This is a genomic window from Bacillus sp. FSL R9-9410, assembly GCF_038050385.1.
Lineage (GTDB): Bacteria > Bacillota > Bacilli > Bacillales > Bacillaceae_G > Bacillus_A > Bacillus_A cereus_U.
Map to the genome: position 1 here is coordinate 361,281 of NZ_JBBOTV010000001.1, position 11,970 is coordinate 373,250.

An 11,970-nucleotide genomic window follows, 5' to 3' on the forward strand; every position below is an offset into this window, starting at 1 on the left:
TTTTTTATGTAATATATGTATATAAGAAGATGTAGCGATTATCAAGAATAAAAGACTTCTTGTATAGACTAGGAGTGAATGGGAATGGATTTTGCAACAATTATTGGAATCATTTTAGGAGTATTAGCGGTAGTCGTAGGGATGGTCGTCAAGGGCGCTGACATAACAGCCTTACTAAATCCTGCCGCAGCACTAATTATTTTCGTCGGTACATTTGCTGCAGTGTGTATTGCATTTCCGATGAATCAACTAAAAAAAGTTCCAAAATTATTTAAAGTTCTTTTTGGTTCAAATAAAAAAGATTTAAGTTATGAACAATTGCTAGAATTATTTGTTCATTGGACATCTGAGAGTAGAAAATACGGTATTTTGTCTTTAGAGCAACAATTAGATAAAATTCAAGATGAATTTCTTTTGCGTGGTATGAAATTTGTTATTGATGGCGTATCTGCGGAAGATTTAGAACAAATTTTAGAAGCCGAATTAGAAGCAATTGAAGAGAGGCATGCAAAAGGAGCTGCTATTTTCTCACAAGCTGGTACATATGCACCTACATTAGGGGTTTTAGGTGCTGTTATTGGTCTTGTAGCTGCTCTTGGTAATTTAACTGATATTGACAAGTTAGGACATGCTATTTCAGGTGCGTTTATTGCAACGATTTTTGGTATTTTTTCAGGTTACGTATTATGGCATCCATTTGCAAATAAGTTAAAGCAAAAATCTGCAGCTGAAATCGAGAAAAAGCGTTTAATTATTGATTGTTTATTAATGTTACAAGAAGGTACATATCCGTTTATTATGAAGAACCGCATTTTAGGTGCACTTTCTGCAACTGAGCGTAAAAAGCTAGAAAAAGGAGCAGAAAAAAATGCGGAGTAAGAAAAATAGAAGAGGCAAAAAGAAAAAACATGATGAGCATATCGATGAAACTTGGTTAATTCCATATTCTGATATGTTAACGTTGTTATTTGCATTGTTCATCGTATTATTCGCAATGAGTAGTATAGATGCTGCGAAGTTTAAACAGATGGCAGTTGCTTTTCGAAGTGAGTTAGCCGGTGGAACAGGAAATAAAGAATTTTTAAGTGATCAAAAACCAAATGAGGAAAAAGAATTATCGGCAAGTAGTTTGGAATCTGAGAAGATCAAAAAAGATGCTGAAGCTGAAGTGAAAAAGCAAGAAATGAATGAATTAAAAGCAGTACAAAAAGGTATTGATAAGTATATTGAGGAAAAGCAATTATCTTCTTCTTTTAAAACTGATTTAACCGAAAAAGGTTTAATGGTAACAATATTAGAAAATGTACTATTTGACTCAGGGAAAGCAGATGTGAAATTGGAATCGTTAGGGATTGCAAAAGAGATGTCTAACCTACTTGTTTCAGCATCACCTCGTGAAATTACCGTATCGGGCCATACAGACAATGTTCCTATTTCAAACGCACAGTTTGCATCGAATTGGGAATTAAGTACGCAGCGTGCAGTTAATTTTATGCAGGTGTTACTTCAAAATAAAGAATTGCAACCAGAAAAATTTAGTGCAGTTGGTTATGGAGAATACCGTTCAATTGCACCAAATGATACGCCAGAAGGAAAAGCGAAAAATAGACGTGTTGAAGTGTTTATCTTGCCTTTAACAAGAAATATGCAATAAAAGAGGATGGCGCAAGCCATCCTCTTTGTTATTTTGCATCAAATGATTTTAAGTTTTCATGACGAATTTTGTCTTTTTCTGCATCTGATTTTTTGAAATTATAATCGTATAAAGCGCCTTCCCAGTCACCGTACATTGGGTTAGGGAAAATGATGAATTTTTCACCAAATTGTGCTTTTGATTCTGCCACTGTTTCATTGCGATCTTTTACAGATTTTCCATCAAAACCAGTGAAATCAGATAAGTTGTCACCGAAGAATAGGACGATGTCATGTGTTTGAGAAACAAGTTCACGACGCTTTTCTTTCCCTTTTTCTTTCGGATCTTGTAATAAGATATGCTCTTTTGTTGCTTGTGGAGCACCAACGCGCTCAAGGTTTTTAATAGTTGCATCTAGTTGATTCGTTTTGCGATTTGAGATGTAGTAAATATCTACACCTTTAGACTCTGTATATTTTAAGAAATCAATCGCGCCTGGAAGAGCTTCAGCTTCAGCTTTATTAATCCAATCGTCCCATTTATAAGGATAGCCTTTTCCTGTTTTTACGCTCATTGCTTGATGGGGACTGTTATCTAAAACAGTTTCATCTAAATCAAGTACGATAGCAGGTTTTTTGTTTGTGCCTTTTGCAAGAGCTGCATCAAGCTTCAATTGACCAAGATTATATCCTTGGTAGTATAGTGCTTTCGTTTCACCAGCTGTTTGATACCATAAATCAGCCATCAATTGCTGGTCTGTTAATTTTACTTTTTCTTCTTTCGCCACTGTTTTCTCAGCTGTTCCTGAACATGCTACAAGCGATGTGGAAAGAACGGCTACAGATAATAAAGTGGTAATACCCCTCTTCATCTTCATATGTATCCTCCTTGATGTTAGTAAATCATTTAATATTATATATTAAAATATAATGCTTTTTATATTTTTTTTTATGAACATTTGCATATTGTCTTTTGTATATGTAGTAGTTTGTCCTATATTAGAAAGATGGGTTAAATAATAATAATTATTTTGACAAGTTTTATTGTCGTAATGACAATTATAATTGACAAAAACAGGATTTTTATTTACAATTTTAACTAAATGAAACAAATGATGGGTTAGGTGTAGTGATACATATAAGAGAATGAAATATAGTACTATATTTCATTCTGAACAATCATAGGCTTTAACAGAAGGTACGAATGATACTAAAGGGGAGGCTTTATACATTGAGTTTACAAATTCAAAAATTAACAAAAATATTCGGAGAATCTAAAGCAGTTAATGGTTTGCAAATCTCGTTACCGAAAGGTGAAGTGTTAGGGTTACTTGGCCGAAATGGTGCAGGGAAAACAACGACAATTAAAATGTTACTAGGCTTATTAACGCCAAATGAAGGTTCTATTACGTGGGATGGAAAATCATTTGGTGATAGCGGGGTAACAATTGGATATTTACCAGAAGAAAGAGGATTATATACAAAAAGTAGAGTAATAGATCAGTTGCGATATTTTGGCAGATTAGAAGGAATGACGAAGAAAGAAGTCGATCTTGCAATTGATCACTGGTTAGAGCGATTAGCAATCCCAGAATATAAATTTAAAACGGCAGGGGAGCTTTCGAAAGGGAATCAACAAAAAATTCAATTGATTGCTGCTCTTCTTCATGATCCAGAACTTCTTATTTTAGATGAACCATTTAGCGGACTTGATCCAGTTAATGCGGGAATGTTAGCTAATATTATTGGAGAACAAGTACAGAGCGGAAAGACAATTATTTTATCAAGTCACCGTATGGAGCAAGTAGAGGCTTTTTGCCAACATGTATGTATTTTGAAAAAAGGCGAAGCGGTCGTAGAAGGACAGTTAAGTGATATTAAGAAAGAATACGGTTTCCGTAATTTAACTATTGAAGATACAGTAGAGAATGAAAAGGGATTAGAAGCTATACACGTTCCGTATGAAAAACAACAAGGCCTTCTTTATGTAAAAGTACAAGGCGATGCAGAAGCTCTAAAGATTTTGCAACAGTTGCAAGAGCAAGGTATTAGCTTACGACAATTTAAAATGTTAGAGCCGACGTTAAACGAAATCTTTGTAGAGAGGGCGAAATAAAGATGCGTAAATTTTCTCATGTATTTTCATTTTATTTTAAGGAAGCGTTTTTATCTAAAAAATCATTAATTACGAGTGCGATTTTATTTTTAGTTGTGTTTGGAATTTTTGCATTTAATCATTTTACTTCAGGCGATGATAAAAATAAGGATAAAGATAAAATTGCAGTTGTAGTAGAGAGTTCCACATACAAAGTACAAAAAGAAGAGCTAAATAAGTTATTGCCATCAGCAAAAATAACGGTCGGTTCAAAGGGTGATTTTGATAAACTGCATAAGCAAGTAGAAGAGGGCGATTTAGATGGTCTATTCCATGTGACGGAAAAGGATGGGGCTCCAGCAGTTACATATATGTATAATGGATTTCCAAGCCAAGCAACTTCTGCGATTATGGCGGGTTATTTAAAACAACAATATACGCTGGTGACGATTGCAAAAAATAATGTTTCACCAGAAATTGCGCAGCAATTACAGGCAGAAATTCAAGTGAAGCAAGAAGCGATAAAAGATCGCACATCTTCTTTCGGAATTGCATATTTCTTTACATTTGCTTTGTATATGTTTATTGTAGCTTTCGGAAATACAATCGCAATGAATATTGCATCTGAAAAGGCGTCACGTGTAATGGAAGTAATGCTTCCGAAAGTAAAACCTCTTACGATGATGTATGCGAAAATTTTGGCGGTTGTTTCAACGGCGTTATTACAACTTGTAATATTGGCGTGTGGTTATCTTATTCCTTATTTGTTAGGTTGGGTCGATTTAGAAAGTGCCTCATTGTTTGGTGTTCCAATTGACTTTACAAAATTAGATGCAAAGGTTATAAGTATGTTTCTTGTTTATTTCATTACAGGGTATTTACTTTATGCGATGATGTACGCTGCGGCTGGAGCTGTTGTGTCTAAGACAGAGGATTTACAAGCTGTATCTTTCCCGGTAATGATTTTGATCATGGCTGCATTCTTCATTAGTATTAAATCATTAAGTGATCCGAATAGTACTATTGTTGTTGTAAGTTCGTATGTTCCGTTTTTTACACCGATGGTTACCTTCTCGCGGATTGTAGCTGGTGAAGCAGGTATGTTAGAGATTACGATAACATTAGTAGTTTTATTGGCGACGATTGGTATATTAAATGCTATTACAAGCCGTATCTATGTAAACGGTGTAATGAATTACTCAGACAAAGTGAAATTTAAAGATTTAGCGAAATTTATAAAGCGTCAATAATGAGAGAAAAGCATGATTTCCTATTGAAATCATGCTTTTTCTTTACCCCGCTATTTGCGGGCAGTAAAACTCCCATCTCAAAATTCAGCTGGAGCAAAGAAGTTAGGTGGAAGCCCTGCTGCCCGTAAACGCCCGATTGGTGAGGGCTGATAATCAGTGGGGGATGAACAAAACCCCCACTGATTAAAGTTTCACTTTATGTATAAATTAAAAATAGTATATAATAATAAGAGTTGTCTTTTAGTAGAATGAATAAAAAGGAGGGTGTGCAGATGGGAATTAGTAGTCGTTTTACAGTAGGTGTTCATATGTTAACGTTACTTGCAATAGATCGAAACTCTCGCTGTACCTCTGAATGGATTGCTGGTAGTGTGAATACAAATCCAGTTGTGATTCGTCGCATTACAGGAATGTTGAAGAGAGCAGGACTTGTTGATGTACAAGCTGGTAAAGGTGGTACAACACTTGCTCGTGATTTAGATGAAATTACATTACTTGATGTATATAAAGCTGTGGAAGTTGTAGAAGAAGGACATCTATTTTCTTTCCATGAAAATCCCAACATTGAATGTCCAGTAGGAGCTAATATTCAGTCGGTATTAGAGATTGTTTTAATACAATCGCAAGAAGCGATGGAAAACGTACTTGCAAATGTAACGGTGCAGCAGTTAGTTACAAATTTAAAGTCGAAAATTAAAGAATAAAAAAGCGAGCTTCCTCACGATGAGGGCTCGCCTTTTTTATTCGGAAATATTGGAAATTCTATTTTTCAGTATTTAAAATAAACTTCCCTACAACAGCTGCTACGATACCACCAAGAATTGGGGCAACGATGAACACCCATAGTTGAGAAATTGCTTCTCCGCCAGCGAATAGAGCTGGTGCGATACTACGAGCTGGGTTAACAGATGTTCCAGTTAACGGAATACCTAATAAGTGAATTAATACTAATGTGAAACCAATTACTAATCCAGCTAAAGAAGAACTTCCCTTTTTACCTGTTACAGCAACGATAACTAAAACAAATACGAAAGTTAAAATGAATTCAACTAAAAATGCTCCTGATAAACCAAGAGTTCCAAAACTATTTTGTCCTAAATTATCTAAAGGTAATTTAGCAGATCGTAAAATTGTTACTAACGTTGCAGTTCCTAATAAACCACCTAAAATTTGAGCTAATAAATAATAGCTAAGTTCCATAGCGTTCATTCTTTTGTTGATGAACATAGCGATTGATACTGCGGGGTTAATATGACACCCAGAAATTGTTCCAATACTATATGCCATAGCCACGATAGATAATCCGAAAGCCATAGCGATACTTAACGTTCCAATTCCTTCAATTCCGCCACCAATGACAGCTACTCCAGTTCCGAATAATACAAGTACAAATGTACCAATAAATTCAGCAGTTGCTTTTTTTAACATAATTTACCTCCTATTAATGCACATGAAACGTATTATAACATAGGTTTTAGTGTAAACAGCTAATGAAATACTATTCTGATAAGGCGAAATAGGGAGACAATAAAAATAGATATGGTTCTATGAAGAAGAACCATATCTATTTTTATGCTGCTTTTTTTTGTTTAATGACTGGAACAGAACGGTTTAAAACACTATTTACGATCATTCCTAACATTATAATCATCATCCCAATCAGTGACAGACCGCTAGGGAATGAACCATTTAAGAAAATAATCTCACCAAGCACAGTGAAGACCATCGTTCCAGCTTGTGTTGCTTCAACAGCTCCAAGTAAAGCGAGATTGTCTTTTGCTAAGTCAGTAGCAAAGAAAAATGTCATCGTCGCAATAACTCCGGAACATAATGCTAACAAAAATCCTTGCATCATTTGACTTGATGATGGAATACCAGTAGTGGAAAATCCATATATAGCAAGTAGAATTGTAATAGGGAGACTTCCGATTGCCATTCCTAATACACGTTGGAATGTATCAAGACGCCCGCCAACAAGTTCCATCATTTTTCGGTTACCGAACGGATATAAGAAAGCTGCTAAAACGACAGGTAAAAATCCCGAGATGAACTGAGTCATTGTAATATGACCTGCTGCAGTCGCTTGCATACAAATTACACCAAGTAAAATAAATAATGCTACATATAAACTGCGAAGTGGAATTTTTCCGCGTACAAGTTTTGTACCTGATTTCGTTTCTATTTTAACGAAAAATAATGGTGATAGTAGTAAACCTGCTAATATCGTAACTTGCCAAGTTCCAGCAACGAGCCAAGCTGGAGAAAAAACAGCTGCGAAGCTTAATAAGGAATAGAAGCCGATGCCAGCGACCGAGCCCCACCCGATCCATACAAATGGATGTTTTTTTAATTCTTCCCATAAAGCTCCTAAGTTTTTGCGAAATAAAACGATAAGGAATAAAATAGGGAGAGCAAATAGAAAACGGAAGGAAGCAGTCCAAGCCCAGCTTGTTCCAGATACATTCATTGCTCTGTTAATAATAAAGGTTGCAGAAAAAAAGGCCGATGATAAAAGACCTAGTAATATTGCGCGCATGAAGTATGGCACTCCTTTCGTGATTGAGTATTTATGTATAGTATAATATACTTAAGGTGAATAAAAGTAAACTATTTTATATTTTAAGGTGGTTTTTATATATGAAAGAAAATGAAGATATGCAAACAAAAGAAGTAATTCAGCAAGTAGGTCAGTTATTAAGACAAATTCGAAATGAACAAAAATTAAGTTTAGAAGATTTAGCCCAAAAGACAGGTGTTAGTAAATTAACGTTAGGAAAAATTGAAAGAGGTGAAACGAATCCAACATTAGCTGTCATTTGGAAAATTACGAAAGGGTTATCAATTCCTTTATCGAGATTGATGGTTGTTGGAGAGCCTGTAGCTGTTGCGCGCTGCGGAGAAGGCTTTGCAGTAGATGTAGGACAAGCGTGGCACTTAGAAACAATGTTCCGTTACACGAAAGAAACGGGGATGGAAATGCACCGAGCTTGTTTAAGAGCGGATAGTATATATGAACCTGAAGCTCATCATGAAGGGGCAATCGAACTTGTAACAGTAATGAAAGGGAAAGTTTCTATTCAAGTGGAGAACGATGTGTACGTGCTAAATGAGTTTGATTCCATTCAATTTGAAGCGAATAAGAAACATAGTTATAAAAATGAAGAGGATGAAGTGGCCGTATTACATTTAACGATGAAATATTCTTCATGAAACAAAGCCTATAGAAAAAGATTCTATAGGCTTTGTTTTCAATTTGTATATTCTGCTTAAGTATAGTGAAAGGAGTATTGTTAATCAGGATAATATTAGTAAGAACGTGGTATGAGTAATAAACAAATGAGATAAACTAAAAACCCCGTTCCAAAACATAAAATAGCAATGACCCACATAATACGAATGAGAGTAGAGCTAATATCAAAATATTCTCCTAAACCACCGCATACACCAAATAACATTTTGTCAGTTTCGGATTTGCATAATTTCTTCGACATATAATGATCCTCTCCTTTTCATATCACCGCCGTTATGTATGAGTGATACAGTATTCTTTTATTCTATATGGAAATTTATGAGAAGACCATTAGGTTATATTACATTTTTTTTGTGAAGGGACAATATAGCGTATTAATTGTCTTAATTTTCAGTTGATATTAAAATGAAAATGAGGGTGTGACGTATTTTCTAATATAAGGTGGGGAAATAGTAATGACATTGTATTGGTTGACTAATGTAAAGCTTGAAGCAGGTTATACATATGAAGAAGCGAAAATTTCACAAACGGAAACTGAGATATGCAGTCTTCTTATTGAAGATGGGCGAATTAAAAGAATTATATCGGGAATTGTTCACGAGGAAGGAACATTAACTTTTGATGCTAATCGTTTATTAGTTTTACCAGCTTTTGAAGAGATGCATATTCATATTGACAAAACGTATTATAGTGGGCCTTGGAAAGCTTGTATGCCAGCAGAAAATATTTTTACACGTTTTAATGAAGAAAAAACGATTTTACCAAAGCAATTAGCAACTGCTCAACATAGGGCGGAAAATATGTTAGAGTTACTGCTCCGAAATGGCTCAACGAATATTAGAACGCATTGTAATGTTGATCCAATTATTGGGCTGGGTAATTTGGAAGCAACATTAGCGGCTTTAGAAACATATAAAGATCGGTTGTCTGGTAGAATAGTTGCATTTCCGCAACATGGATTGTTGCGCAGTAATTCTGTGCAACTTGTAAAAGATGCGATGCGTATGGGGGCGCATCTAGTTGGCGGAGTGGATCCAGCTACAGTAGATAATGACATTGAAAAATCATTACATACGATTATGGACATTGCGGTAGAATTTAACGCGAATGTTGATATTCATTTGCACGATGCGAATAATCTTGGAACGTTTACAATGAAGAGATTGGCAAGCCTAACGGAAGAAGCAGGATGGCAAGGTCGTGTAACGATTAGTCATGCGCTTGGACTTGGAGGCGTTACTGATAAAGAAGCTGAAGAAGTGGCAGAAAGACTAGCAGCATTAAAGATTGATATCACTTCAACCGTTCCAATTGGTAAACAAGTAATCCCAATTCCATTATTAGATCGAAAAGGAGTTAAAGTTTCATTAGGAAATGATAGTATTACAGATCATTGGTCTCCATTCGGAACGGGAGATATGCTTCAAAAAGCAAATCGATTGGCAGAACGATTTGGTTGGAGTGATGAAAGGTCTTTAGGGAAAGCTCTTCGTTTTATTACTGGAGGGAAAGAAACATTAAATAATGAAGGGAAACGAGTATGGCCGAATGTAGGGGATGAGGCAAGTTTTGTTTTAACGAATGCAACATGCGCCGCTGAAGCAGTAGCTCGTCAAACAGAGAAGCGTGTAGTTGTATATAAAGGAAATGTTGTTATAGGGGATTTAGATCAAGTGAAATCTGATAATCTTGTATAGGGGAATCGTTTAGATGTTTTTAGAAGGGTTCTAATTGTGAAAATAGAACCCTTCTTTTGTATTCAGTAGAAACAGGATAACGCTATACTTCCTTATAGGAAAGCTAGAAGGGATGAAAAATTTGGACAATCAACATAATCAAAATCACATTATGGGAACTTTGCAATGGTTTATTTTTTTATTAGCGAACTCAATCGCACTACCAATTGTCGTTGGCGGATTATTTCATCTTACGACGGAAGAAGTATTTTATTTAATGCAGCGTACGTTTTTCGTAGTTGGTATATCTTCTTTTTTACAAGGGTGGCTTGGACATAAGCTTCCGATTGCGGATGGGCCAGCTGGATCTTGGGTTGGTGTATTTACCGTACTTGCTTATGCAACTGTAGGACAAGATCAATTACATAGTACGTTGCAAATTTTAGAATTAGGAATGATGGTTGCAGGAGTTGTTTTAATAGGACTAGGAGTAACGGGGTTTATCGGGCGTATTTTATTTTTATTTACGCCGCTCGTGACAGGGACGTTCTTACTTCTATTATGCTTGCAATTAAGTGGTGTGTTTTTAAAAGGGATGTTAGGAATTACAGCTACTGTTTCTCAAATCGATGGATTTACAGCGTTGATCGCTTTTTGCATATTTTTGTTCGTGGTCATACTCTCCAATTTTGGAAAAGGTTTTGTTAAAAGTTATGCGGTTTTAATAGGACTGATTAGCGGTTGGATTATTTTTCTGATTGCAGGAAAAGTGACGATTCCATCTCAAGTAACTCATTTTGTGCAACTTCCACATATATTTGCTTGGGGACTTCCAAAATGGAATACAGGTATGGCTGTATCAAGTTTCGTTATGGTATGTATTTTAGTTTCAAATACAGTGGCAGCTATTATAGCAATCAATCAAGCTACGATTCATAAAGCGACTGTTGAACAAAAACAGTTGAGAAATGGTACGTGGGTCGGAGGGATTTCGCATATGATTTCCTCTTTGTTTTCAACTGTAGGTGTCGTTCCGTTACCAGCAACGGCAGGTTTCATACGTTTAACAAATCAAAAGTACATGCGTTCATTCTTATTTGCATGTGTACTATTAGTCGGTATGTCGCTATTTCCAAGTATTATCCGCTACTTAGCCTCTCTGCCATCCGCGGTCGCATCTGCGGTTTTAATGGCTTCGTTCGTGCAGCTCATTGGAATTGGATTTCATAATATAAAACAAGTGCCACTTAGCGAACGGAATGTAACGATCTTAGGAGTTGCGGTATTGTTTGGCTGCGGCATTATGTTTTTACCGTCTGTAGCACTTCAATCGTTGCCTTCTGTTATGCAATATATATTTGGTAATGGTTTGTTTGTAGGTACTGTTGTAAGTATATTGCTAGAACAAATATGGCGCATGGAGAAGTGAATGTATAAAATAAGTGCATAAACCGTATAAAAGTCTAAAATAACATAAGAAATAAAGCCCATTTTCATTCACCACCTGCACATTTCGTTCATACAATATCTTGACTAAATAAACACCCAACTTACACATATACAGCTCTGGCTTAGGCAAGGAGGGTTATACCAGTTGAAGGAAAAAGCGTATCAATCTAAACCGTTACTCACAAAGAGAGAAAGAGAAGTATTTGAATTACTGGTTCAAGATAAAACGACGAAGGAAATTGCAGGTGAACTGTTTATAAGTGAAAAAACAGTACGTAATCACATCTCAAACGCAATGCAAAAGCTAGGGGTTAAAGGACGTTCACAAGCAGTTGTTGAGCTTCTTCGTATGGGAGAACTCGAACTATAAGAAAGCAGCCGACTTTTATACAAAGAGTCGGCTATTTTTCTGTTTGTTTCATGCTCCATATGAATGATAAGAATGTTTCATATATAAATAGGTAAGGCTATAAAGAACGCGATAAATAAAATATAGAAATAAAACTCCCGCTATTAATAAAGGTAGCGGGAGTTTTGTTTTGAATGGGCATTTTATATAGAAGAAACCGACTTTCATATAGAAGGTCGGTTATTTTTCTGTCTTGCAAATTATGAAAA

At 35.7% G+C, this 11,970-nt stretch carries 13 protein-coding genes; 9 read left to right on the top strand and 4 right to left on the bottom strand.

Translation table 11 applies throughout. From position 1 onward, the window contains the following. Positions 1 to 84 precede the first annotated feature (84 nt). Both motA and motB read left to right on the top strand, forming a co-directional pair. The gene (gene motA / locus MKX77_RS01965) at positions 85 to 879 is read left to right on the top strand and encodes a flagellar motor stator protein MotA (protein ID WP_341305680.1); all 795 of its coding nucleotides are present in this window, start codon (positions 85 to 87) and stop codon (positions 877 to 879) included. Continuing rightward, positions 869 to 1,654, top strand: a complete 786-nt coding sequence (gene motB, locus MKX77_RS01970) for a flagellar motor protein MotB (RefSeq protein ID WP_341305681.1) — start codon at positions 869 to 871, stop codon at positions 1,652 to 1,654. Before motA ends, motB begins: the two co-directional genes overlap by 11 nt. Positions 1,655 to 1,682: 28 nt before the next feature. Here motB and MKX77_RS01975 read toward each other — a convergent pair whose 3' ends face one another. Further along, a complete protein-coding gene (locus MKX77_RS01975; RefSeq protein ID WP_215554328.1) occupies positions 1,683 to 2,510 on the bottom strand; it encodes a 5'-nucleotidase, lipoprotein e(P4) family in 828 nt (275 codons plus the stop codon). A 353-nt stretch (positions 2,511 to 2,863) separates the two neighbouring features. On the opposite strand from MKX77_RS01975, the gene MKX77_RS01980 reads away from it, so the two are divergent. The 3 genes from MKX77_RS01980 to MKX77_RS01990 all read left to right on the top strand — a co-directional run bounded on the left by MKX77_RS01980 (position 2,864) and on the right by MKX77_RS01990 (position 5,681). Further along, the gene (locus MKX77_RS01980) at positions 2,864 to 3,748 is read left to right on the top strand and encodes an ABC transporter ATP-binding protein (protein ID WP_219920428.1); all 885 of its coding nucleotides are present in this window, start codon (positions 2,864 to 2,866) and stop codon (positions 3,746 to 3,748) included. Positions 3,749 to 3,750: 2 nt separating this feature from the next. Then, complete coding sequence (locus MKX77_RS01985) at positions 3,751 to 4,977, top strand: ABC transporter permease (RefSeq protein WP_341305682.1); 1,227 nt, start codon at positions 3,751 to 3,753, stop codon at positions 4,975 to 4,977. Between the two features lie 272 nt (positions 4,978 to 5,249). Then, entirely contained in the window at positions 5,250 to 5,681 is a 432-nt protein-coding gene (locus MKX77_RS01990; RefSeq protein ID WP_002112095.1) for an Rrf2 family transcriptional regulator, read from the top strand. Between the two features lie 58 nt (positions 5,682 to 5,739). Here MKX77_RS01990 and MKX77_RS01995 read toward each other — a convergent pair whose 3' ends face one another. Then, on the bottom strand, positions 5,740 to 6,405 hold the full coding sequence (locus MKX77_RS01995) for an MIP/aquaporin family protein (RefSeq protein WP_215554325.1): 666 nt from the start codon (positions 6,403 to 6,405) through the stop codon (positions 5,740 to 5,742). Between the two features lie 142 nt (positions 6,406 to 6,547). Then, complete coding sequence (locus MKX77_RS02000) at positions 6,548 to 7,513, bottom strand: DMT family transporter (protein WP_215554324.1); 966 nt, start codon at positions 7,511 to 7,513, stop codon at positions 6,548 to 6,550. Positions 7,514 to 7,614: 101 nt separating this feature from the next. On the opposite strand from MKX77_RS02000, the gene MKX77_RS02005 reads away from it, so the two are divergent. Then, complete coding sequence (locus MKX77_RS02005; RefSeq protein WP_002112092.1) at positions 7,615 to 8,187, top strand: helix-turn-helix domain-containing protein; 573 nt, start codon at positions 7,615 to 7,617, stop codon at positions 8,185 to 8,187. A gap of 95 nt (positions 8,188 to 8,282) precedes the next feature. Here MKX77_RS02005 and MKX77_RS02010 read toward each other — a convergent pair whose 3' ends face one another. Further along, complete coding sequence (locus MKX77_RS02010; RefSeq protein WP_215554323.1) at positions 8,283 to 8,468, bottom strand: PspC domain-containing protein; 186 nt, start codon at positions 8,466 to 8,468, stop codon at positions 8,283 to 8,285. A 214-nt stretch (positions 8,469 to 8,682) separates the two neighbouring features. On the opposite strand from MKX77_RS02010, the gene MKX77_RS02015 reads away from it, so the two are divergent. The 3 genes from MKX77_RS02015 (at position 8,683) to gerE (ending at position 11,722) form a co-directional block, all read left to right on the top strand. Next, positions 8,683 to 9,924 (top strand): amidohydrolase family protein, encoded by a 1,242-nt coding sequence (locus MKX77_RS02015; protein WP_341305683.1) that lies wholly within the window; start codon positions 8,683 to 8,685, stop codon positions 9,922 to 9,924. Positions 9,925 to 10,036: 112 nt separating this feature from the next. Then, positions 10,037 to 11,332, top strand: coding sequence for a purine/pyrimidine permease (locus MKX77_RS02020; protein WP_341305684.1), 1,296 nt, complete (start codon positions 10,037 to 10,039; stop codon positions 11,330 to 11,332). 165 nt (positions 11,333 to 11,497) lie between these two features. Further along, positions 11,498 to 11,722 carry a spore germination transcription factor GerE gene (gene gerE, locus MKX77_RS02025; RefSeq protein ID WP_000659484.1) on the top strand — a complete coding sequence of 75 codons (225 nt, stop codon included), beginning with the start codon at positions 11,498 to 11,500 and terminating at the stop codon, positions 11,720 to 11,722. The last annotated feature ends 248 nt before the right edge of the window (positions 11,723 to 11,970 follow it).

Bases quoted from the DNA above. Each gene is read 5' to 3' on its own strand.
- motA (WP_341305680.1), top strand. From the start codon at position 85: ATGGATTTTGCAACAATTATTGGAATCATTTTAGGAGTATTAGCGGTA.
- motB (WP_341305681.1), top strand. From the start codon at position 869: ATGCGGAGTAAGAAAAATAGAAGAGGCAAAAAGAAAAAACATGATGAG.
- MKX77_RS01975 (WP_215554328.1), bottom strand. From the start codon at position 2,510: ATGAAGATGAAGAGGGGTATTACCACTTTATTATCTGTAGCCGTTCTT.
- MKX77_RS01985 (WP_341305682.1), top strand. From the start codon at position 3,751: ATGCGTAAATTTTCTCATGTATTTTCATTTTATTTTAAGGAAGCGTTT.
- MKX77_RS01990 (WP_002112095.1), top strand. From the start codon at position 5,250: ATGGGAATTAGTAGTCGTTTTACAGTAGGTGTTCATATGTTAACGTTA.
- MKX77_RS01995 (WP_215554325.1), bottom strand. From the start codon at position 6,405: ATGTTAAAAAAAGCAACTGCTGAATTTATTGGTACATTTGTACTTGTA.
- MKX77_RS02000 (WP_215554324.1), bottom strand. From the start codon at position 7,513: ATGCGCGCAATATTACTAGGTCTTTTATCATCGGCCTTTTTTTCTGCA.
- MKX77_RS02005 (WP_002112092.1), top strand. From the start codon at position 7,615: ATGAAAGAAAATGAAGATATGCAAACAAAAGAAGTAATTCAGCAAGTA.
- MKX77_RS02010 (WP_215554323.1), bottom strand. From the start codon at position 8,468: ATGTCGAAGAAATTATGCAAATCCGAAACTGACAAAATGTTATTTGGT.
- MKX77_RS02015 (WP_341305683.1), top strand. From the start codon at position 8,683: ATGACATTGTATTGGTTGACTAATGTAAAGCTTGAAGCAGGTTATACA.
- MKX77_RS02020 (WP_341305684.1), top strand. From the start codon at position 10,037: ATGAAAAATTTGGACAATCAACATAATCAAAATCACATTATGGGAACT.